Source organism: Amycolatopsis sp. ATCC 39116, from assembly GCF_000231075.2.
GTDB lineage: Bacteria > Actinomycetota > Actinomycetes > Mycobacteriales > Pseudonocardiaceae > Amycolatopsis_E > Amycolatopsis_E tucumanensis.
Genome location: NZ_AFWY03000070.1, coordinates 1 through 20141, shown reverse-complemented (window position 1 = coordinate 20141; position 20141 = coordinate 1). Strand labels below are relative to the sequence as shown.

At 73.8% G+C, this 20141-nt stretch carries 21 protein-coding genes and 1 pseudogene; 13 read left to right on the top strand and 9 right to left on the bottom strand.

The features are described from left to right. The first annotated feature begins 93 nt into the window (after positions 1 to 93). The 5 genes from AMY39116_RS0338290 to AMY39116_RS0338270 all read left to right on the top strand — a co-directional run bounded on the left by AMY39116_RS0338290 (position 94) and on the right by AMY39116_RS0338270 (position 6290). Positions 94 to 2412 carry a cation-translocating P-type ATPase gene (locus AMY39116_RS0338290; RefSeq protein ID WP_020422878.1) on the top strand — a complete coding sequence of 773 codons (2319 nt, stop codon included), beginning with the start codon at positions 94 to 96 and terminating at the stop codon, positions 2410 to 2412. Positions 2413 to 2481: 69 nt separating this feature from the next. Beyond that, the gene (locus AMY39116_RS0338285; protein ID WP_020422877.1) at positions 2482 to 2763 is read left to right on the top strand and encodes a metal-sensitive transcriptional regulator; all 282 of its coding nucleotides are present in this window, start codon (positions 2482 to 2484) and stop codon (positions 2761 to 2763) included. A gap of 20 nt (positions 2764 to 2783) precedes the next feature. Then, on the top strand, positions 2784 to 2990 hold the full coding sequence (locus AMY39116_RS0338280) for a heavy-metal-associated domain-containing protein (RefSeq protein WP_020422876.1): 207 nt from the start codon (positions 2784 to 2786) through the stop codon (positions 2988 to 2990). Between the two features lie 24 nt (positions 2991 to 3014). After that, positions 3015 to 3968, top strand: a complete 954-nt coding sequence (locus AMY39116_RS0338275; protein WP_020422875.1) for a hypothetical protein — start codon at positions 3015 to 3017, stop codon at positions 3966 to 3968. 15 nt (positions 3969 to 3983) lie between these two features. Continuing rightward, the gene (locus tag AMY39116_RS0338270; RefSeq protein ID WP_020422874.1) at positions 3984 to 6290 is read left to right on the top strand and encodes a cation-translocating P-type ATPase; all 2307 of its coding nucleotides are present in this window, start codon (positions 3984 to 3986) and stop codon (positions 6288 to 6290) included. Between the two features lie 82 nt (positions 6291 to 6372). On the opposite strand, the gene AMY39116_RS0338265 is transcribed toward AMY39116_RS0338270, so the two are convergent. Next, positions 6373 to 7323: a M56 family metallopeptidase gene (locus AMY39116_RS0338265; RefSeq protein ID WP_020422873.1), complete on the bottom strand. Its 951-nt coding sequence runs from the start codon at positions 7321 to 7323 to the stop codon at positions 6373 to 6375. Further along, a complete protein-coding gene (locus AMY39116_RS0338260) occupies positions 7320 to 7682 on the bottom strand; it encodes a BlaI/MecI/CopY family transcriptional regulator (protein ID WP_020422872.1) in 363 nt (120 codons plus the stop codon). The genes AMY39116_RS0338265 and AMY39116_RS0338260 overlap by 4 nt, the downstream gene beginning before the upstream one ends. A 525-nt stretch (positions 7683 to 8207) precedes the next feature. Between AMY39116_RS0338260 and AMY39116_RS0338255 the strand changes: the two genes are divergently transcribed. The 3 genes from AMY39116_RS0338255 (at position 8208) to AMY39116_RS0338245 (ending at position 10841) form a co-directional block, all read left to right on the top strand. Beyond that, on the top strand, positions 8208 to 8477 hold the full coding sequence (locus AMY39116_RS0338255; RefSeq protein WP_017982580.1) for a metal-sensitive transcriptional regulator: 270 nt from the start codon (positions 8208 to 8210) through the stop codon (positions 8475 to 8477). A gap of 87 nt (positions 8478 to 8564) precedes the next feature. After that, positions 8565 to 9947: an MBL fold metallo-hydrolase gene (locus tag AMY39116_RS0338250; RefSeq protein ID WP_020422871.1), complete on the top strand. Its 1383-nt coding sequence runs from the start codon at positions 8565 to 8567 to the stop codon at positions 9945 to 9947. A gap of 108 nt (positions 9948 to 10055) precedes the next feature. Beyond that, positions 10056 to 10841 (top strand): sulfite exporter TauE/SafE family protein, encoded by a 786-nt coding sequence (locus AMY39116_RS0338245; RefSeq protein ID WP_020422870.1) that lies wholly within the window; start codon positions 10056 to 10058, stop codon positions 10839 to 10841. Here AMY39116_RS0338245 and AMY39116_RS44265 read toward each other — a convergent pair. Beyond that, a complete protein-coding gene (locus AMY39116_RS44265; protein ID WP_020422869.1) occupies positions 10807 to 11490 on the bottom strand; it encodes a phosphoribosyltransferase in 684 nt (227 codons plus the stop codon). The two genes, AMY39116_RS0338245 and AMY39116_RS44265, sit on opposite strands and share 35 nt — an antisense overlap. A 206-nt stretch (positions 11491 to 11696) precedes the next feature. Between AMY39116_RS44265 and AMY39116_RS0338235 the strand changes: the two genes are divergently transcribed. The 3 genes from AMY39116_RS0338235 to AMY39116_RS0338225 are packed head-to-tail and all read left to right on the top strand — an operon-like array spanning position 11697 to position 14126. Further along, on the top strand, positions 11697 to 12089 hold the full coding sequence (locus AMY39116_RS0338235; protein WP_020422868.1) for a hypothetical protein: 393 nt from the start codon (positions 11697 to 11699) through the stop codon (positions 12087 to 12089). A gap of 10 nt (positions 12090 to 12099) precedes the next feature. Continuing rightward, positions 12100 to 12657: a hypothetical protein gene (locus AMY39116_RS47225; RefSeq protein WP_020422867.1), complete on the top strand. Its 558-nt coding sequence runs from the start codon at positions 12100 to 12102 to the stop codon at positions 12655 to 12657. Next, complete coding sequence (locus AMY39116_RS0338225) at positions 12633 to 14126, top strand: FAD-dependent monooxygenase (protein ID WP_020422866.1); 1494 nt, start codon at positions 12633 to 12635, stop codon at positions 14124 to 14126. The genes AMY39116_RS47225 and AMY39116_RS0338225 overlap by 25 nt, the downstream gene beginning before the upstream one ends. Here the strand turns inward: AMY39116_RS0338225 and AMY39116_RS0338220 are convergent. From AMY39116_RS0338220 to AMY39116_RS0338210, 3 genes are all read right to left on the bottom strand, one after another. Next, positions 14123 to 14761, bottom strand: a complete 639-nt coding sequence (locus AMY39116_RS0338220) for a response regulator transcription factor (RefSeq protein WP_020422865.1) — start codon at positions 14759 to 14761, stop codon at positions 14123 to 14125. The two genes, AMY39116_RS0338225 and AMY39116_RS0338220, sit on opposite strands and share 4 nt — an antisense overlap. A gap of 129 nt (positions 14762 to 14890) precedes the next feature. After that, a complete protein-coding gene (locus tag AMY39116_RS44930; RefSeq protein ID WP_020422864.1) occupies positions 14891 to 16243 on the bottom strand; it encodes a polysaccharide deacetylase family protein in 1353 nt (450 codons plus the stop codon). Between the two features lie 114 nt (positions 16244 to 16357). Then, on the bottom strand, positions 16358 to 16678 hold the full coding sequence (locus AMY39116_RS0338210) for a hypothetical protein (RefSeq protein ID WP_020422863.1): 321 nt from the start codon (positions 16676 to 16678) through the stop codon (positions 16358 to 16360). A gap of 182 nt (positions 16679 to 16860) precedes the next feature. Between AMY39116_RS0338210 and AMY39116_RS0338205 the strand changes: the two genes are divergently transcribed. Next, complete coding sequence (locus AMY39116_RS0338205; protein ID WP_020422862.1) at positions 16861 to 17541, top strand: response regulator transcription factor; 681 nt, start codon at positions 16861 to 16863, stop codon at positions 17539 to 17541. A 380-nt stretch (positions 17542 to 17921) separates the two neighbouring features. Further along, positions 17922 to 18236 (top strand): annotated as a pseudogene (locus AMY39116_RS47220) (IS30 family transposase); the annotation flags it as partial. Between the two features lie 61 nt (positions 18237 to 18297). On the opposite strand, the gene AMY39116_RS0338195 reads toward AMY39116_RS47220, so the two are convergent. The 3 genes from AMY39116_RS0338195 to AMY39116_RS0338185 form a co-directional block, all read right to left on the bottom strand. Beyond that, on the bottom strand, positions 18298 to 18648 hold the full coding sequence (locus AMY39116_RS0338195) for a three-helix bundle dimerization domain-containing protein (protein WP_020422860.1): 351 nt from the start codon (positions 18646 to 18648) through the stop codon (positions 18298 to 18300). A 12-nt stretch (positions 18649 to 18660) separates the two neighbouring features. Then, positions 18661 to 19545: a universal stress protein gene (locus AMY39116_RS0338190; protein ID WP_235716307.1), complete on the bottom strand. Its 885-nt coding sequence runs from the start codon at positions 19543 to 19545 to the stop codon at positions 18661 to 18663. A 7-nt stretch (positions 19546 to 19552) separates the two neighbouring features. Beyond that, a partial coding sequence (locus AMY39116_RS0338185; RefSeq protein ID WP_020422858.1) for a hypothetical protein occupies positions 19553 to 20141 on the bottom strand: 589 nt, incomplete at its 5' end.

Genomic DNA, 20141 nt, shown 5'->3' with positions numbered 1-20141 from the left:
CGAGGGCACAAGGTCCCCAACCACGCGCGCGTGCCGCCTGATCTACGAACCGTCGTAGTAGACTCCGGAAACTGCGCGGAAGCGAGAACGGCCATGCGTTCCCACGGCGAGCACACGGAGCAACGCCCGCGAACCGCACCGGGCGCGAGCACCGTCGTGCTCGGCGTCAGCGGCGTCCAGTGGGCCTCCGAGCAGAACGTGGTCACCGCGGTCCTTGGCCGGCGTCCCGGGGTGCTCGGCGTCGAGGCCAACCCGGTGGCCCAGACGGCGACGGTCGTGTTCGATCCAGAGCGGACTTCGGTCGCCGAGTTGCGGGACTGGGTGACCGACTGCGGCTACCACTGCGCGGGGCAGTCGGTGCCCCACCACGTCTGCGACCCGATGGCCGAGCCGAGCGGGCAGCCCAGCGCAGTGGGTCACGCCGGGATGCCGATGGCGGCGATGGTCGCCGACATGCGCAACCGTTTCCTGGTCGCCGCGCTGTTCTCCGTCCCGATCGTGCTGTGGTCGCCGATCGGCAGCGAGGTGTTCGGCCTGCACCTGCCGACCCCGTTCGGCGTGCGTCAGGACGTCTGGGCGCTGCTGCTCAGCCTGCCGGTCGTCGGATACTCGTCGTGGATCTTCTTCGCCGGGGCCGCGCGCGCGTTGCGGGCCCGCACACTCGACATGATGGTGCTGGTCGCGGTGGCCGTCGGAGCGGGGTGGCTTTACTCGCTCGCGATCACACTCTCCGGAGGCGGCGAGGTCTTCTACGAGGCCGCCACCGTGCTGGCCGCGTTCGTGCTGCTGGGCCACTGGTTCGAGATGCGCGCCCGCGGCGGGGCCAACGACGCCATCCGCACCCTCCTCGACCTCGCCCCGCCCCGGGCGCTGGTGATCCGGGACGGGGAACCGGCAGAGGTCGCGACCGCGGAGGTCGTGGCGGGCGACCTGCTGCTGGTGCGGCCGGGCGCGAAGATCGCCGTGGACGGTGTCGTCGAGGACGGCGAAAGCGAGGTCGACGAGTCGATGGTCACCGGGGAAAGCCTCCCGGTGCACAAGACCCGCGGGTCGGCGGTCATCGGCGCGACCATCAACGTCAACGGCACGCTGCGCGTGCGGGCCACCAAGGTCGGCTCGGACACCGCGCTGGCCCAGATCGTCCAGCTCGTGCAGGAGGCGCAGAACTCCAAGGCCCCCGGCCAGCGCCTCGCCGACCGCGCCGCGTTCTGGCTGGTCCTGGTCGCCCTCGCCGGCGGCACCGCGACACTCGCGGTGTGGCTGGCCACCGGCAGCACCTTCGCCACCGCGATCCTGTTCGCCATCACCGTCGTGGTGATCACCTGCCCCGACGCGCTCGGCCTCGCCACCCCGACCGCGGTCATGGTCGGCACCGGGCTCGGCGCCCGGCGCGGCGTGCTGTTCAAGAACGCCATCGCACTGGAGACCGCCGCGCGCATCGAGGTCGTGGTGGTGGACAAGACCGGCACCCTCACCAGGGGCGAGCCGGAGGTCACCGCGGTGGTCACCGGCAGCGCGGACAGCAGCGTCGGCGAGGACGAGCTGCTGCGCCTGGCCGCCGCCGTCGAGCGGGAGTCCGAGCACCCGCTGGCGAAGGCGATCGTCCACCACGCCGAAGGCCGCGGGCTGGACGCGCCGCGCACGCAGCGGTTCGAGAACGTCCCTGGGCACGGCGCGATCGCCGAGGTCGACGGCCACCGCGTCGTGGTCGGCAACCAGCGGCTGCTCGACCGGGAAGGCATCGACGCCAGCGCCATGACCGCGGGGCGCGAGCAGCTGGCCGGCGGCGGGCAGACCGCGATCATGGTCGCCGTCGACGGGGTCGCGGCGGGGGTGATCGGTGTCGCCGACGCCGTCCGGGACACCTCCGCGGCCGCCGTCGCCGGACTGCACGAACTCGGCGCCGAGGTCGTGATGCTCACCGGCGACAACCGGGCGACCGCGCACCGCATCGCCCGCCAGCTGGGCATCGACACCGTGCTCGCCGAGGTGCTGCCTAAGGACAAGGCGGCGCAGGTCGCCGCCCTGCAGCGCGACGGCCGCCGCGTCGCGATGGTCGGCGACGGCGTCAATGACGCCCCCGCACTGGCCCAGGCCGATCTGGGGATCGCGATCGGCGCCGGCACCGACGTCGCCATCGAGACCGCCGACGTCGTGCTCATGCGCTCCGACCCGCTCGGCGTGCCGGCCGCGCTGCGGATCGGCCGCGGCACCCTGCGCAAGATGCGGCAGAACCTCGCCTGGGCCATCGGCTACAACGCCCTCGCGCTGCCGATCGCCGCTGGCGTGTTCGAACCCGCCTTCGGGCTCGTGCTCCGCCCGGAGATCGCCGCCCTGTCGATGTCCGGGTCCAGCGTGATCGTCGCCCTCAACGCGCTGGCGCTCAACCGGCTCCGCCTCCCCGTCGTTTGACTACGGTACCCCCCTAGGGTATAAATTCTCCTGTCGGCGCCACCCGGGCCGACGTGAGGAGAAGGAACGATGCGGGGCTACACCAGCGACAAGGACGGCTACCTCACCCGGCTGCGCCGGATCGAAGGGCAGATCCGGGGCCTGCAGCGGATGGTCGAGAACGACGAGTACTGCATCGACGTGCTCACCCAGATCGCCGCGGCGACGAAGGCCCTCCAGTCGGTGTCGCTGGGCCTGATGGACGAGCACCTCAAGCACTGCGTGGCCGAAGCGATCGCCGTCGGCGGCGACACGGCCGACGCGAAGGTGCGCGAGGCCAGCGAAGCCATCGCCCGGCTGGTCCGTTCCTGACGACCGGAAGAAGGAGAGCCATGAGCGAGCAGACCTACACCGTGACCGGCATGACCTGCGAGCACTGCGTGCGCTCGGTGACCGAGGAGGTCCGGGAGATCGACGGCGTCACCGACGTGGCCGTCGACCTGCCCACCGGACGGGTCACCGTCACCAGCGAGCACGAGCTCACCACCGACGCGGTCCGCGCCGCCGTCGAAGAAGCCGGTTACCAGCTGACCGCGTAGCGGCAGCCCGAGGACAGGAATGTCATGAACACTGCAGGGAAGCTCTCCGCCTACGGTGCGGCGCTCGCCCTGGTCGCCGGAGGCGGCTGGGCGATCGGCACCGCTGTCGGTCCCGTCACCAGCGAAGCTGGCACGCGTGGCGCCGAGGACGCCGCGCACGGGGACAGCCACAGCGGCACTGTCGCGGAGACCACGCAACCCGACCAGCCCGCGGGGCTGGCGTCGTCCAGGGGCGGTTACACCCTCACGCCCACCCGCACGACGCTCACCACCGGGACCACCGAGGAGTTCTCCTTCCGGATCACCGGACCGGACGGCAACGCGGTCACCGCGTTCGACGTCGAGCACGAAAAGCGCATGCACCTCATCGTGGTGCGCCGCGACACCGCCGGGTTCCAGCACATCCACCCGGAGATGGCCGGTGACGGCACCTGGACCGTGCCGCTGGCCGTCGCCGACGCCGGCAGCTACCGCGCCTTCGCCGACTTCAAGCCCACCGGCGGCCAGGCCACCACCCTGGGCGTCGACCTGGCGGCGGCGGGCGACTTCCAGCCGGCCCACCACCCGGCGACACGCGTGGCGCGGGTGGACGGCTACGAGGTCCGGCTCGACGGCGAACTGACCCCGGGACGCACGTCGAAGGTGACGGCCACCGTCACCAAGGACGGCCACGACGTCACCGACCTGCAGCCCTACCTCGGCGCCTACGGGCACCTGGTGGCGCTGCGCGAAGGCGACCTCGCCTACCTGCACGTCCACCCGGACGGCAGCCCGGGCGACGGGACGACGAAGCCGGGGCCGGGCGTCACCTTCCACGCCGAAGTCCCGTCCGCCGGCACCTACCGGCTCTTCCTCGACTTCCAGCACGCGGGCCAGGTCCGCACGGCCGAGTTCACCGTGCCGACCGCGGGCAGCGCGCCCACCGCACCGCCCGCACCGCCCGCCACCGGCGACGGCCACGGCCACAGCCACGGCTGATCGAGGAGAACCACGATGACTTCGGATGTGCAGAACCGCCCGCAGGCCGCCCAAGACGTCGAACTGGCGATCGGCGGCATGACCTGCGCCTCGTGCGCGATGCGGATCGAACGCAAGCTCAACAAGCTCGACGGCGTCACCGCGACCGTCAACTACGCCACCGAGAAGGCGAAGGTCAGTTTCCCCGCCGGCCTCGACCCGGCCACCCTGGTCGAGCAGGTCGAGGCGGCGGGCTACACGGCGACCCTGCCGCGGCCGGAACCCGCGGAGCCGGACACCGCCGAGGAGGACCCGTCGCGGCCGCTGCGGCAGCGGCTGATCGGCTCGCTGGCGCTGTCGGTGCCGGTGGTCGTGCTGGCGATGGTCCCGGCGCTGCAGTTCACCTACTGGCAGTGGATCTCCCTCACGCTCGCCGCACCGGTGATCGTCTGGGGCGCGTGGCCGTTCCACCGCGCCGCGTGGGCGAACCTGCGCCACGGCGCGGCCACGATGGACACGCTGATCTCGATGGGCACGCTCGCGGCGTTCGCCTGGTCGCTCTACGCGCTGCTGTTCGGCAGCGCCGGCGTGCCCGGCATGACGCACCCGTTCGAGCTGACCATCCAGCGGATCAGCGGGGACGGCAACATCTACCTCGAGGTCGCGGCCGGGGTGACCACGTTCATCCTCGCCGGCCGCTACTTCGAGGCCCGCTCGAAGCGGCGGGCCGGGGCCGCGTTGCGGGCGTTGCTCGAACTCGGCGCCAAGGAGGTGGCGGTGCTGCGCGGCGGCCGGGAGGAGCGGATTCCGGTCGAGCAGCTGGCCGTGGGCGACCGCTTCGTGGTCCGGCCCGGCGAGAAGATCGCCACCGACGGCGTGGTCGAAGACGGCAGCTCCGCGGTCGACGCGAGCATGCTCACCGGCGAGTCCGTGCCGGTCGAGGTCGGGCCGGGCGACGCGGTCACCGGCGCGACCGTGAACTCCGGCGGCAGGCTGGTCGTGCGGGCGACGCGGGTCGGCGCGGACACGCAGCTGGCGCAGATGGCGAAACTGGTCGAGGAAGCGCAGACCGGCAAGGCGGCCGTGCAACGGCTGGCCGACCGGGTCTCGGCGGTGTTCGTGCCGATCGTCATCGCACTCGCGGCAGGCACCCTGGCGTTCTGGCTCGGCGCGGGCGGCACGGTGTCCGCGGCGTTCACCGCCGCGGTGGCGGTGCTGATCATCGCCTGCCCGTGCGCGCTGGGCCTGGCCACGCCGACCGCGCTGCTGGTCGGCACCGGGCGGGGCGCCCAGCTGGGCATCCTGATCAAGGGCCCGGAGGTGCTGGAGTCCACCCGCCGCGTCGACACGATCGTGCTGGACAAGACCGGCACGGTCACCACCGGCAAGATGGCGCTGACCGGCGTGCACGTCGCCGACGGTGTGGACGCCGACGAGGTGCTGCGGCTGGCGGGCGCGCTGGAGAACGCTTCCGAGCACCCCATCGCGCAGGCGATCGCCGCCGGGGCCCGGGAACGGGTCGGCGAGCTGCCCGCCGTCGAAGGCTTCACCAACGTCGAAGGCCTTGGCGTGCAAGGAGTCGTCGACGGCAAGGCCGTGCTCGTCGGCCGCACCGCGCTACTGGCCGACTGGAGCCAGCACCTCTCCCCCGGCCTCGCCGAGGCCAAGGCCGCGGCCGAGCAGCGCGGCGGCACGGCGGTCGCGGTCGGCTGGGACGGGCGGGCGAGGGCGGTGCTGGTGGTCGCCGACACCGTCAAACCCACCTCCGCCGAGGCGATCCGGCAGCTGCGCGGGCTCGGGCTCACCCCGATCCTGCTCACCGGCGACAACCGGGCCGCGGCCGAGGCGGTCGCCGCGGAGGTCGGGATCGACACGGTGATCGCCGAGGTCCTGCCAGCCGACAAGGTCGACGTGGTCAAGCGGCTGCAGGACGAGGGCAAGGTCGTGGCGATGGTCGGCGACGGGGTCAACGACGCCGCCGCGCTCGCCCAGGCCGACCTCGGACTGGCGATGGGCACCGGCACCGACGTCGCGATCGAGGCGAGCGACCTGACCCTGGTGCGCGGCGACCTGCGGGTGGCGGCCGACGCGATCCGATTGTCCCGGCGGACCCTGCGCACGATCAAGGGCAACCTGTTCTGGGCCTTCGCCTACAACGTGGCGGCCCTGCCGCTGGCCGCCGCCGGCCTGCTCAACCCGATGATCGCCGGCGCCGCGATGGCGTTCAGCTCGGTCTTCGTGGTCAGCAACAGCCTGCGGCTGCGCGGTTTCCGCGGCACCACCACCCACGCGGGCGAGGGCATCGCGCGGCGGGCGGCGGAGGAACCGGTCGCGGTCGGCTGACCGGGACGGAGACCGCGGCCGGCGGGCGCCGGCCGCGGTCCTTCGCTGCGGCGCATCTCGTCAGCGCCACCCCGGCGAGAACTCAGACCAGCCCGAGCAGGCACGCCGTCAGGGCGGCGGAGATCGTCAGGGCCGCGCCCACGACCAACGGCAGCAGCGCCGCGATGACGCCGGCCGCCCCACGGACAGCCAGGCGGCGCACTCCCCCGGACGGCACACCGCCCCAGTCCAGACGCGCGAGCCGCACGTCCACCGCGTCCCGCGCCATGGCCAACGCGATCACCGGCGCCCCGCAACCGGACACCCCCACCAGCGCCGAGCGCACCGCGCGCGGCCCGCACCGGCGGGTGGCGGTGACGTCGGCGGCGAGCTCCACCAGCTCCCGCAGCGCGCCGGGCGCTTCGCGGAACAACGGCAGGAACGGCAGGGCCGTGCGGAGCGCGTCGGCGAGGGCGACCAGCTGGTGGTGCCGCCCCGCCAGGTGCGCCCGCTCGTGCACCAGCACGGCGGCCACGGCGTCACGGTCGAGGTGGCGGCGCAGCCCTTCGGTGGCGACGACGACGCCCCGCCGTCCGCCGAGGCTGAACGCCAGCGGCCGGTCGTGCGCCAGCCACACCGTGGCCTCACCGTCCGCGCGCCCCGCGAGCCGCAACGCGGCCAGGTGCTCCCGCCGGAGCCGGGCGCGGCGCCGGATACCGCGGGCGCCGACGACGAGCAGGCGGCACGCGGCTGCCCCGAGCAGGGCGAGACCCAGCGCGCCGCCGGCCTGTTCGACCTCCGGCGGCGAGCCGTGCTGCAGGGCGTCCCAGCAACCGGTGATCGCGGCGAGCAGCGGGCCGAACGAGCCGTGGGACGGCAGGAGCAGCAGCACCACGCCCGCGACGGCGGCGAGCGCCACACCGGCCGCGGACAGCACCCAGCACAGGATCAGCAGCACCGGATCACGGCGCCGCAGGTCACACGCACGCAGCCACCGCGGCATCCACCAGCCCGCCGACACCGCGCCGGCGAGCAGGCACAGGGCGACGATCACCGCTTCCGGGCCTTCCGGCGCAGGCCCTTGCGCAGGACGTCGCCCTCCTCCTCGGACACCGACCGCGCGAAGTGCAGCAGCACCGCCTCGGGGTCGCCGGAGGAGTCCAGGATGGTCCGCAGCGCGCGGGCGGCGGCCTCTTCCCTGCTGAGCGCGGGCCGGTAGCGGTAGGCCTTGCCGTCGAGCGCGCGCTCGGCCCAGCCCTTGCGGTGGAGGTTGTCGAGCACGGTCATCACGGTCGTGTAGGCCAGCTGCCGCGGGGTGCTGAGGCGGTCCAGGACCTCGCGGACCTTGACCGGCTCCGCGGCGCGCCACAGCACGTCCATGACCGCGGACTCCAGGTCGCCGAGACCGAACATCCCCACCTCCGCTCCGCCACCGGGAGCGTCCACGATAACCGGCCGGCCGGGGCGCCGGCGACGAGGACGGTTGCCTGTTCCTACTACCTCGCCTAGTATCAGCCGCGCGGTGATCGCGTGTCACGACGCGCACCCGCGTGCACGGGCCCCCCTCCCGGTGCACGCCCCGCGCGGGTGCGGGGCGCGGCTCGTTCCGCCCCCGCACCCGACCAGGTCCAGTGTGGACTTTCCCGCCACAGCGCGCACCCGTCACACCTCCGGTCCACGAGACCTCCCATTGGCGATCTTCATACCCCCCGGGGTACCGTGGATGCCAACGGAACCGAGGAGGTCCACCGATGTGTCGTCGTGTGACGTGTTCGCGGTGCGGCAAGGCCACCTACGCCGGGTGCGGCCAGCACGTGGAAGAAGTGCTCGCCGATGTGCCAGCCGGGCAGCGCTGCCGGTGCGAGCCCAAGCCGGAGAAGCCGGGCGGGGCGTTGCGGCGCCTGCTCGGGCGATGAGCGCGCGGAAGGCGGTGGCCTGATGGAGATGGGACCCGAACTGACCGGCGACGCGCTGGTGCGGCTGCGCCGCGCGCGGGGACAGCTGGCCGCGGTGATCAGCATGATGGAGAACGGCGGGGACTGCCAGGAGGTGCTCACCCAGCTGGCCGCGGTGTCCCGCGCGCTGGACCGCGCCGGGTTCAAGATCGTCGCCAGCGGGATGCGGCACTGCCAGGCCGCACGCGACCGCGGGGAGGAACCCCCGATGACCGAAGCCGAGCTGGAAAAGCTGTTCCTGGCCCTGGCCTGACCCCCCGGCGCCGTTTCCGCGGCGCCGCGATGTCTCCGACATATACCCCCGGGGGTACCAACCAGGCCGAACCGAAGGAGAAAGGCCATGCTGGATGTACGGGTGATCGAGACGTCGTCGCTGGGCGACCGCAGCTACCTCGCCCACGACGGAGAACTCGCGGTGGTGGTCGATCCGCAACGCGACATCGACCGGATCGCCGCACTGGCGGGCCGGCTCGGAGTCCGCGTCGCGTGGGTGCTGGAAACCCACGTGCACAACGACTACGTCTCCGGCGGGCTGCACCTGGCCCGGCTCACCGGGGCGCGCTACGGGGTCTCCGCGGCCGACGACGTGCCCTTCGAGCGCGTTGCCGTGCGCGAGGGGGACGTGATCGAAGTGTCCGGACGGATGCGCATCCGGCCGGTCGCCACCCCCGGCCACACCTTCCACCACCTGTCCTACGTCCTCGACGGGCCGGACGGGCCGGCGGGCGTGTTCACCGGCGGGTCCCTGTTGCTGGGCACCACCGGCCGCACCGACCTGCTCGGCCAGGACCACACGCACGAACTGGCCCGCCACCAGCACTCGTCCGCCCGCCGCCTCGCCGACCTGCTGCCCGACGGCGCGGCCGTGTGGCCCACCCACGGGTTCGGCAGCTTCTGCTCGGCCGGGCAGGCCGACGGCGAGGCCTCCACGATCGGCCGCGAACGCCGGCACAACCCGGCGCTCACCCTGGCCGAGGGTGAGTTCGTCGAGCAGACCCTGGCCGGCCTGGACGTCTACCCGGCCTACTACGCCCACATGGGGCCCCGCAACGCCGCCGGACCCGATCCCATCGACCTCACCCCGGCCCGCACCGCCGGACCGGACGAACTGCGGCGGCGGATCGACGACGGCGAATGGGTGGTGGACCTGCGCTCCCGCAAGGCGTTCGTGCACTCGCATCTGGCCGGCACGGTGAGCCTCGGCCTCGACGGGCCGATGGCGACGTGGCTGGGCTGGCTCATCGACTGGGGCGCGCCGATCACGCTGCTCGGCGAGACCCCGGAGGACGTCGCGCAGGCTCAGCGGGAACTGGCCCGCATCGGCATCGACCGGCCAGCCGCCGCGGCCAATGGCGGACCCGAGGAGTGGGCGGGCGGCCGGTCCGGCTTGCTGGCGAGCCTGCCCGCGGCGACGTTCGCCGACCTGGCCGCCGCGCTCCGGCACGGTCACGCCGGCGCCTACCCGCCGCCCGCGGTGGTGCTGGACGTCCGCCTGCCACACGAGTGGCGGGACGGCCACGTGCGCGGCGCTGTCCACATCCCGCTGCCCGAACTCCCCCACCGGATCGGCGAAATCCCCGCCGGGCCGGTGTGGGTGCACTGCGCCAGCGGCTACCGCGCCACTGCCGCGGCCTCGCTGCTCGCCAGGGCCGGGCGGAGCGTGGTCCTCATCGACGACGTCTTCACGGGTGCCGCCGACGCCGGCGTGCCCATGGCGGCCTGACCCGTGCTCGCCACCGTCGCGCTGCCCGAACTCGCTCCAGGCCCGGTGTGGGTGCACCGCGCCAGCGGCTATCGCGCAACCGCCGCCATGCCGATGGCGGGATGACCTGTGCTCGCCGTCGTCGCGCTGGCCGGGCTGCTCATCGGGGTGGCGCTGGGCGCGCTCGGTGCGGGCGGGTCGATCCTCGCGGTGCCCGCCCTGGTCTACCTCGCCGGGCAGCCTATCGCCGCCGCCGTCCCCACCGCGCTGATCGTGGTCGGGCTGTCCTCCGCGGCCGCGGTGGCGCCCCGGTTGCGGGCCGGCGTGGTGCGGTGGCGGGTCGCGCTGGTCTTCGGCGCGGCCGGCGTCCCCGCCGCCTTCGGGGGCGCCGCACTGGGCCGGTCGCTGTCGCCGCGGCTGCTGATGCTCGGGTTCGCCATGCTGATGGCGGTCGTCGCCGTGCGCATGCTGCGGGAGCGCGCGGGCGCCGGCGGCGCGTGCCGCACCACGAGCGGGGGCGTCAACTGGCGCACCTGCCTGCCCTCCGCCGTCGGCACCGGCGCCGTCGTCGGCCTGCTGACCGGGTTGTTCGGGGTCGGCGGCGGGTTCCTCATCGTCCCCGCGCTGACCCTGCTGCTCGGCCTGGACGCGGCCGCGGCGGTCGCGACCTCGCTGGTCGTCATCGTGATCAACTCGGCGGCCGGGCTGGTGGCCCACGCCGGAGCTCCCGTCGACTGGGGCGTCACCGCCGTGTTCGCAGTGACGGCCGCGATCGCCGCGGTCGCGGGCGGGCGGCTGACGCGCCGCCTGCCGGCGAAGCTGGTCCGGCGGGCGTTCGCCGTGGTGGTCCTGCTGGTGGCGGCCGGGCTCGCCGTGGCGGTCACGGTCGCCCCGGACTCCCTGCCGGTGAGCTGACGCCGCTCGCGGGGTGGTCCGGAAAACGCCCGAGCAGGCCGGCCACCTCACCGTCGGACACCTGCCCGAACCGGTGGTACCACTGGCCCACCGCGGTGAACCCGGCCGGCGCCGCCAGGCACACGACCTCGTCGGCGTCGCGGCGGAGAGCGGCGATCGCGCCCGGCTCCCCCGCCGGCACGGCCAGCACCACACGCGCCGCGCCGAGCGCCCACGCGACCTGGCACGCGGCGCGGGCCGTGGCACCGGTCGCCACCCCGTCGTCGACGATGAGCGCCGTCCGGCCCGCCAGGTCGATCCGGCCTCGCCCGGCGCGGAACGCCTCCACCCGGCGCCGCAACTCGGCGCGCTCGGCCCGCTCGACCGCGGCCAGCTCCCCGGCGCTCACCCCGGCCCGACGCACGATCTCGCCGTTGACCACGCGCACCCCCTCCTCGCCGATGGCGCCCATCGCGAGCTCCGGCCGGCAGGGCACGCCGAGCTTGCGGACCACGACGACGTCGAGGGGCGCGCGCAGCGCCCGCGCGACCTCGAACGCGACCGGCACCCCACCCCTCGGCAACCCCAGCACCACGACGTCTTCCCCGCGCAAGGCCATCAGCCGCTCCGCCAGCGCTCGTCCGGCATCGCTCCGGTCGGTGAATCTCATCGCTGCCTCCACTCCGGCGGTCACGTCCCGAGCCTGGAACCCGGCAGGGCTCACCGGCAGGGCCCACCGTCGTCACGGGGCCTGACGAAAGTCCTCGCCATCGGGGCGGAAATGCCACGGGGAACCGGGAACTCCGGCTGTGTCGGCAGCCGGGCCGCGGCGAGCAGGCTGGGCGGAAGCACCCGACGAGAGGAAGGACCGGGACGATGTCCAGCCCCGTCACCACCGCAAAGCCCGCACCCGACCGCTACCCCGACCTGGCCGACCGGCGGCTCGCGGCCACGATGACCGCCGAAGACCACGCCGAGGACCGCGGGCTGGACCCGTTCGAGCGCACGACCTGCCGGACCCACCGCCGCTGGCTGCACCAGTGCGTCGCGTCGCCACAGCACGTCGTGGTCGTCACCGGGCACCGCTGGTGCCGCGACTGCGCCTGCGCCCTGACCGTGCTCGTGGACGAGCTCACCGGCGACGTCCGCCTGACCTGCCCGCGCTGCCGCACCACACCCGACAACCGCGTCACCCGGCAGCTCGTCCGCGCCTGCCGGGGCAGCCTGGCCGCCGCGGCCGAAGGCCGGGACCGGACGCGAACGCCCTGAAGGAGACGCGATGCCCGCCCACGAACCACTGCCCCAGCCGGCCGCCTGGCGGGCCGTCGGCGCCTGCGCCGTCGAGACCGCGCGGATGCTCGCCCGCCGCGAAATCCACCTGCCGCGACGCCACGTCGGCGAACGGCTCACCTTCGCCGACGGCAGTTCCGGTGTCGTGTACCGCGAGACCACAGTGGACAGTCCGCCCGGGGACCCGTGCGTCCTCGTCGTCACCTTCCGGCTGCGGTGGGTGCGCGGCCGCGGCCACACGCTGTTCCGCTGGGAAAGCCTGCTGAACACGCCCCTGTTCGTGGGGTTCCCCGGTTTCACGTCCAAGCTGTGGCTGGCCCACGACGACCGCGGCCGGTACCGCGGGGTGTACGAATGGGACGGTCCGGAACGGGCGGAGCACTACGCCCGGTCGCTGTGGCGCGTGCTCGCGCTGGTCAGCGTTCCGGGCTCCATCGACTACGTGGTGCTGCCGGGGCAGCGGCGCGACGACGTGCTCGCCCACCCCGGGCAGCTGGGCGCCCCGGCCGAGCGGGAGTCCTGGTGGCGGCCGGTCCCGGCCGCCTGAGCGCGGACGTCCTCGTCGCCGGCGCCGGGCCCACCGGGCTCACGGCCGCGCTGATGCTGCACGACCACGGCGCGGCGGTGCGGATCGTCGACCGGCGGCCCGCGGCGTTCCGGCCCTCGCGCGCGATGATCGTGCACCCCCGTACCCTGGAGGTGCTCCGGCCGCTCGGCGTGACCGGCGCGCTCCTGGACCGCGGGGACCGGTCCCCCGAAGCCGAGCTCCACCTGGGCCGCCGCCGGGTACGGGTGCGGCTGAACGCCCTCGACCTGCCGGACACCGCCTTCCCGCACCTCACGCTCCTGCGTCAGATGGACGTCGAGGACGTCCTCCTCGGCGCGCTGGCCCGGCGCGGCGTGCACGTCGAGCGCGGCACCGAGCTCGCCGATTTCCGGCCAGTGCCCGGCTCCGTGACGGCGACCCTGCGCTCGGCGGCGGGCGCGCGGGAGGAGCGGTACCGGTTCCTCGCGGGGTGCGACGGTCAGGCGAGCACGGTGCGGGCCCGGGCCGGCCTGGGCTGGCCCGGCGGCCCGTACCGGGAGGACGTGGTGCTGGCCGACCTCGACCTCGACACCGGCCTCACGCCCGGCGTCGCGCACGTCGTGGCCGGCCGGGAGGGACTGCTGATGCTGTTCGCGCTCGGCGAAACCGCCGGGTGGCGCCTCCTCGCGACGCGCCCGCACGGCGCCGCCGCCGATCCGCGGGACCTGCTCGCCGGCGCCGGCCTGGACGTGCGGGTGCGGAACGTGGCGTGGTCGTCGCGGATCCCCCTGCAGCACCGGCTCGCCACCGGATTCCGCGCGGGACCGGTGTTCCTGGCCGGCGACGCGGCCCACGCGCACTCGCCGGCCGCCGGGCAGGGCATGAACACCGGCATCCAGGACGCGGTCAACCTGGGGTGGAAACTCGCCTACGCCGCCCGCCACGAGGAGGACCTCCCGGCGCTGCTCGGGTCCTACGAGCAGGAGCGCCGCCCGGTGGCGAGGCAGGTGCTGGCGCTGACGCACCTGGTCTTCTGGGCGGAGGCCGGGACCGGTCCGGTGCCCGCGTTCCTGCGCGGCACCCTGGCACCGTTGGCCGCGCCGGTCATTCCCGTGGCGATGAACCGCCGCCGCCTGGTCGCGACGCTCGTCCGGACGTTGTCGCAGCTGCGGGTGAACTACCGGTCGAGCCCGCTGTCCGAGGGGATCGGCGCCCCGCGGCCGGGCGACCGCCTGCCCGACGAGACCGTGCGGTGCGCGGGGCGGGACGTCCGGCTGCACGAGCTCACCGCCGCGCCCGGCATACACGTGCTCCTGCACCGCGACGCCCGCCTGCCGAAGGTGTCCGGTCGCGCCACCGTCCACCGCCTACCGGACAGACCGGGCCGGACGATCATCGCCGTCCGGCCCGACGGCCACGTGGGTTTCCGCGACACCGACCCCGCCCGGCTCACGGGGTGGCTCGACCTGATCGGCGCGCCCGGCGGCTAACGACCGCCCTCGCGCACCCTGGTGGCGAGCACCGCCGCCTGGGCGCGGCGCCGCAGTCCGAGTTTGGCCAGCAGGTGCGAGACGTAGTTCTTCACGGTCTTCTCCGCGAGGAACATGCGCCGTCCGATCTGCGCGTTGGTGAGACCTTCCCCGAGCAGGTCCAGGATCTCGCGCTCCCGGCCGGTCAGGCCCGCCAGTGGCCCCTCGTCCCGGACGTTCCGGCGCAGCCTGTTCATCAGGGTCGCGGCCGCCCGGGTGTCCAGCAACGAACGTCCAGCGCCGACGTCGCGGACGGCGTCGACCAAGCCCGCGCCCCTGATGTCCTTGATGACGTACCCGCCCGCCCCGGCGAGGATGGCCTCCAGCATGGCCTCCTCGTCGGTGTAGGAGGTCAGGATGAGGACGTTGAGCCCGGGCAGCCGGGAGCGCAGCTCGCGGCACAGTTCGATGCCGTTGCCGTCGGGCAGGCGCACGTCGAGGACGGCGACGTCGGGGCGCAGCGCCGGGATGCGGGCCAGCGCCTCGGCCGCGGTCGTGGCCTCACCCACGACCGCGAGGTCCGGGTCGCTGCCGAGCAGGTCGGCGGCGCCGCGCCGGACCACTTCGTGATCGTCGACCAGGAACACCGAGATCATCGCCGCCCTCCCCGAACGAGTCGATGTCCGAAGGTCAGGCCTTCGAAGTACCGGCGAGGCGTGGCGAAGGTCCCCTTCGCCAGGGACCAAAGTCACCTGGCGAGGGGACCTCCGCGCCGCGCCCTTCGGTCAGTAGTAGGTGACCGTCACCGCTCCGGTCGTGGCGTTCCAGGTGATGAAGCCGCCCCGGAAGTCGCTGCGCCGGCCGGTGCTGATGCCGTACTCGTCGCTCACCGGCAGGCCGAGGCGGCTGCCCGTGCCGCCCACGGCGATGTACCGCGACAGGATCAACCCGTGCACCTCGTGCGCGGCGGTCGCGGCCGACCAGTACACGTTGCCGCCCTGGAACTGCGACGCCCGGCCGCCCGTGACGGCCACCTCGTCGGACACTGGGTAGCCGAGGAAGCCGGTCTCCCAGCCCAGTGACGCCCACTTGTCGCGGATCGCGCCGTAGACGGTGTGCGGCCCGGTCGGCGGGCTCCAGTAGATCGAGCCGCCCTGGAAGTGGTTGAACCGGCCGATCCGGTTTGGCGTGGTGGTCTCGTCGGTGCGCGGGAACCCGAGGAACGACGTCACCGACCCCATCCCGAAGTACTTGCCGCCGATCGCGCCGTGCACCTCGAACGTGCCGATGTCGTTGCGCCAGTAGATCCGGCCGATGTCGAACCACTGCACCGCGCTGGTGCCGCTGGTGGTGGCCACCATTTCCCCGGTGCGCGGCACGCCCAGTACCGACCGCTGGGCGCCCAGAGCGGCGTACTTCGCGCCGATCAGGCCCTTCGTCACCGACCGGTACGGGTCGGTGAAGCCGTACCCCATGCCGCGCAGCGTCGAGATGATCGACGGCAGCGCGGCGGTGTCGGTGGAGTCGTCACCGAGGTGCATCAGGATCGTCCCGCCGGGCACCGTGTACTGGCGCACCCGCGCCAGGATCGTGTCCAGGCTCGCGCCCTGGTAACCGGTGGTGTCGTAGGTCCAGTCGTAGTTGACGTAGTACCCGCGGGCGGCCAGGTCGCGGTTGACCCCCGCGTCCAGGTAACCGTCGCGGTAGGGCGCGCGGAACCAGCCCGCCGAGGTGAAGCCCAGGCGGTTGTAGGCGGCCTCGGCGCGGTCCAGCTGGCTCCACCGGGAGGCCTGCGTCTCCTGCGTGAAGTAGGGGTGGTCGTAGCTGTGGTTGATCAGCTTGTGCCCGGCGGAGATCAGCGCCCTGGTCTGGTCGGGGTACTTCTCGACGTACCGGCCGGTGAGCGCGAACGCGGCGGTGATCCCGTTCTCCCGCAGGATGCGCAGGACCTCGCCGGGGTTGCCGGCGCTCCACCAGTCGGCGTCGAAGGTGAGCGTCACGTTCTTGGTGGTGGTGTCGTAGGCACGCGTGAACACGTTCGCGGACGCGGGCGGGGCGTCCGCGGCCGATGCGGTCAGCGGCACGGCGAGGGCGGCGGCCGCCGCCAGCACCGCCGTGATCTTCCTGGTGGTTCTCATCGGATCGTCCCCTCCGTCGGAGATGTCGGTCTGCCTGGACCGTCTCCCCGGCGGGACGTCCGTGACGAGGGCATCTGGTCCCGAACGGACCGGACCAACGGCCCTGCGCCGCCGTCAGGCCGTCGCGGGTGCGCGCAGGCGGCGCAGGATCGCGTCGATGGCGCCGCGCGGGGCGCCCGCCGTCCCCTGCGCGCGGACGACGCGGTCCCCCGCCGACAGGGTGGCCTCGGCGAGCACGTGGTCGGCGCGGCGGGGCGCGCGCAGCGTCAGCCGCACGCTGTCCACCGGCTCGGGGTGGTGCGAGGCGAGGTGTCGCAACTCGTCGAGGGCGTAGCCGAGCGCGGCGGGATCCATCTGGCCGGCGATCTCCACGTGCACGCCCGGCTCGCCCAGTCCGGGCGCGGGCAGGCCGCAGAAGCAGGTCGGTGCGGTCACGCCTCCACCGTCCCGGCCCGGCGCCGCCGCGGTCAGGGGCTTTGGTCAGCGCCTCGCCGGGACTTTCGTCCACACCGGCCGTCAGGTGACCTTCGGCCCCGGGGCTGGTGACTTCCGCAGCCCCCGGGACGGGGTCCGGGGCCGTACGTTCGAGGAGTACCCACCACCGGAAGGCGACTGCCGTGATCACTGTGTTCCTCGTCGACGACCACGAGGTCGTCCGCCGCGGCGTCGGCGACCTGCTCGAGGCCGATGCCGGGCTGAAGGTCGTCGGTGAGGCGTCCACCGCCGCGCAGGCGCTGGCCCGCATCCCGGCGCTGCGCCCCGACGTCGCCGTCCTCGACGTGCGCCTCCCCGACGGCAACGGCATCGAACTCTGCCGCGAGCTGCGCTCCCGGCTGCCCGAACTCAACGTCCTCATCCTGACCTCCTACACCGACGAGGAGGCCATGCTCAACGCCATCCTCGCCGGCGCCGGCGGCTACGCGATCAAGGACATCGCCGGACTGCACCTCGTGTCGGCCGTGCGCGAGGTCGGCTCCGGCCGCTCGCTGCTCGACACTCGCGCCGCCGCGACCCTGATGGCGAAGCTGCGCGACAACACCCGCGACGAGGGCCCGCTGGCCGGCCTCACCGAACGCGAGCGCACCCTGCTCGACCTCATCGGCGAGGGACTGACCAACGCGCACATCGCCCAGCGCATGTACCTCGCGGAGAAGACGATCAAGAACTACGTGTCGCGGCTGCTGGCCAAGCTCGGCCTGGAACGCCACACCCAGGCCGCCGTGCTGGCGGCCAAGCTGCACGACCGCGAGCACGCCGACGGCCCCCGTCGCGACACCTGGTCACCCGTGCTGCGCTGAGTTTCCGCGCGCGCGGAAAGGGCCTCCGGCAAGCTCGGGTTCTAGCGATCCCCGCAACACCCTGGATTTCAGGGAGTTGCGGGGATCGTGGTTTCTGAGGGGGTTGCGGGCGAGGTTTTTCGAGGCTCTGGACCGGGAGAGGGGCAGCATCTCGGGTGCTTCCCGGGCGGTCGAAGTGAATCGTGCGACGGCGTACGGGTGGGCTCGTAACGCGGGTGTGCGGGGTCGGGGGAAGACGGGCACGGCCGGGCATCCGGGCCGGGCGGAGTACGACCGGCTTCGGGCGGCCGGGGTCCGGCGGCGGGACGCCGCGGCACGGGTCGGGGTCCACGAACGCATCGCCAAGGACTGGGACCGCGGCATGTCGGGGCCGTCTCTTGATCCAGACCCTGCCCGAGCACCTACGCGGCTCGCTGACCTGGGACCAGGGCTGCGAGATGGCCGCGCACAAGCAGTTCACGACGGCCACCGGAGTACCGGTCTACTTCTGCGATTCGCACTGGCCCTGGCAACGGGGCTCGAACGAGAACACCAACGGCTTGCTACGCCAGTACTTCCCCAAGGGCACCGACCTGTCCGTGCACAGCGCCGCCGATCTCGAGCACGTCGCCCACCAACTCAACGGCCGACCACGCAAAACACTCGGCTGGAAGACCCCAGCCGAGTGCCTGCGTGATCTACTGACAACGACATGAACCATCAGGTGTTGGGAAGCCCCAAGAATCCGGCAAGCGCCGGAGGCCCTTCTCCGTGTCCTCACTCCGCTTCGAGCGTCGCGCGAGCACGGTGCAGGGTCAGCGGGATCAGGTGGCCGGTGACCGTCGCGGACGCGGCGAGCTCCCGGTAGGTGTCGTCGACGATCGCGCGCACCCGCGCCGGGTCCGCGCCGGGGAAGGCCTGCCGCAGTTCCTCGACCACGGCGGCCAGCTCGTCGGCGACGAGGTGGGAGCCGGCCGGGGCGGGCGGACGCTGCCGGTAGGCCTCGCTGGCGAAGTAGCGGCGCATCGACGCCTCCGCGAGATCCGCCGCCGAATGCGCCTGGCTCGTGCGGGACGCCGCGCTCTGCCGCGCTTCCCGTGCCGCCTTCTTGTTTTCGATGTCGCTCATGACGTCGTCTCCTCACACGTCTTCCGGATCTTCGGGCACCACCGCGACCGGGCAGGGCGCCCGGAAGGCCAGGGACTGGCTCGTCGAGCCGAGCAGCAGCCCCGCGAACGCGCTGCTGCCGTGGGTGCCCACCACGAGCAGGCGGGCGTGCTGCCCGAACTCGAGCAGGGTGTGCCCGGGACGCCCGCGCAGCACCAGGTACTCCACCGGCACCCCGGGGAACTCCTCGGTCAGCGGCGCCATCCGGGCGACCAGCGCGCGGTGTTCCGCGTCGTGCCGGTCCGCCGGGTCCCCCGGCGCCGCGTGCCAGGTCCGCACCGCGGTGACCGAGGTGCCGTACAGCGCGGCCATCTTCATCGCGTAGCGGGCGGCGGTGATGGTGCCGTCGACGCCGACCACGATCGAACCCTGGTCGGTGACGCGGCCGCGGACGACCACGACCGGGCGGTGACCGTGCACGGTGAGCGCCAGGCCGCAGGAGCCGAACACGAGCCTGCTGAGGCCGCCGGAGCCGTCGTGCCCGAGGACCACCGACGCGGCGTGCTCGGACTCGCGGCGCAGCACGACCCGCGGATCGCCCTCGCACAGCCGCTGCTCCACCGGCACCCCGGACGCGGTCTCCTGCGCCACCGCTTCGGCGGCCCGCAGCCGGTCGGCGCCCCACGCCCGCAGTTCCGCGCGGATCTGGTCCGCGTTCATGCTCAGCGCGGGGTAGTCCCGGTCGCTGCGCGGGTAGGCGTGGACCAGGCGCAGCGGCACGCCCAGCCGGGCGGCGTCCCGGGCGCCCCAGCGCACCGCGTCGAGCGCCGAGCCGGACCCGTCCACGCCGACCACGACCGGCCGCATGCGATCACGGGCGGGGGCGCGGGTTTCCTGGGTCTGTAGCCGCACGGTCATCGTTTCCTCACCACCGGGTCTTGTCGCTGCCGAGCTCGGACCATTCGCGCTCCCACGCCGCCAGCCGCAGCCGGTCGAGGCCGGCGCGCACCAGTGCGACGAGCGACCCCAGCGCCACCACGACGCCGAGCCACGCCAGGAACCCCGCGGCGAGCGCCACGGTCAGTGCGTTGCCCGCGGTCAGCGGCGCGGGCGCGGGCTCCCCGGCCGGGTCGACCCAGACGGGGACCCGGTCACCGGGCCCGGTGCCGCGGCCGACCGGAACGGTGCCGGTGCGGTCGCTGCCGTCGGGCAGGCGCCACACCGCGGTGGCGGTCCCGTCGTCGCTGTCGGGGCTGGGCGGGGTCACGTCCAGCACCACCGCCTCCACCTCGCGCCGTTCGGCCTGCTGCTGCCGGGAAACCGCTGTCTCGGCAGCCCGGACCTCGGAGACGACGACACCGGCCACCGGGACCGCGGCCAGCGCCGCGAGCACCGCGGTGGCCAGCACGGCCGCCTCCGCGCGGTCCCACGCCCTGGCGAGCGAGCCGCGGCCCGGGCTGATGAGCCGCCACTGCCTGCTCAGCCACACCATGATCGGTGACATCGACGCTCCT

Excerpts from the sequence above, each read along its gene's own strand:
- AMY39116_RS0338290 (WP_020422878.1), top strand. The coding sequence starts at position 94 with ATGCGTTCCCACGGCGAGCACACGGAGCAACGCCCGCGAACCGCACCG.
- AMY39116_RS0338285 (WP_020422877.1), top strand. The coding sequence starts at position 2,482 with ATGCGGGGCTACACCAGCGACAAGGACGGCTACCTCACCCGGCTGCGC.
- AMY39116_RS0338280 (WP_020422876.1), top strand. The coding sequence starts at position 2,784 with ATGAGCGAGCAGACCTACACCGTGACCGGCATGACCTGCGAGCACTGC.
- AMY39116_RS0338275 (WP_020422875.1), top strand. The coding sequence starts at position 3,015 with ATGAACACTGCAGGGAAGCTCTCCGCCTACGGTGCGGCGCTCGCCCTG.
- AMY39116_RS0338270 (WP_020422874.1), top strand. The coding sequence starts at position 3,984 with ATGACTTCGGATGTGCAGAACCGCCCGCAGGCCGCCCAAGACGTCGAA.
- AMY39116_RS0338260 (WP_020422872.1), bottom strand. The coding sequence starts at position 7,682 with ATGTTCGGTCTCGGCGACCTGGAGTCCGCGGTCATGGACGTGCTGTGG.
- AMY39116_RS0338255 (WP_017982580.1), top strand. The coding sequence starts at position 8,208 with ATGGAGATGGGACCCGAACTGACCGGCGACGCGCTGGTGCGGCTGCGC.
- AMY39116_RS0338250 (WP_020422871.1), top strand. The coding sequence starts at position 8,565 with ATGCTGGATGTACGGGTGATCGAGACGTCGTCGCTGGGCGACCGCAGC.
- AMY39116_RS44265 (WP_020422869.1), bottom strand. The coding sequence starts at position 11,490 with ATGAGATTCACCGACCGGAGCGATGCCGGACGAGCGCTGGCGGAGCGG.
- AMY39116_RS0338235 (WP_020422868.1), top strand. The coding sequence starts at position 11,697 with ATGTCCAGCCCCGTCACCACCGCAAAGCCCGCACCCGACCGCTACCCC.
- AMY39116_RS47225 (WP_020422867.1), top strand. The coding sequence starts at position 12,100 with ATGCCCGCCCACGAACCACTGCCCCAGCCGGCCGCCTGGCGGGCCGTC.
- AMY39116_RS0338220 (WP_020422865.1), bottom strand. The coding sequence starts at position 14,761 with ATGATCTCGGTGTTCCTGGTCGACGATCACGAAGTGGTCCGGCGCGGC.
- AMY39116_RS44930 (WP_020422864.1), bottom strand. The coding sequence starts at position 16,243 with ATGAGAACCACCAGGAAGATCACGGCGGTGCTGGCGGCGGCCGCCGCC.
- AMY39116_RS0338195 (WP_020422860.1), bottom strand. The coding sequence starts at position 18,648 with ATGAGCGACATCGAAAACAAGAAGGCGGCACGGGAAGCGCGGCAGAGC.
- AMY39116_RS0338190 (WP_235716307.1), bottom strand. The coding sequence starts at position 19,545 with ATGACCGTGCGGCTACAGACCCAGGAAACCCGCGCCCCCGCCCGTGAT.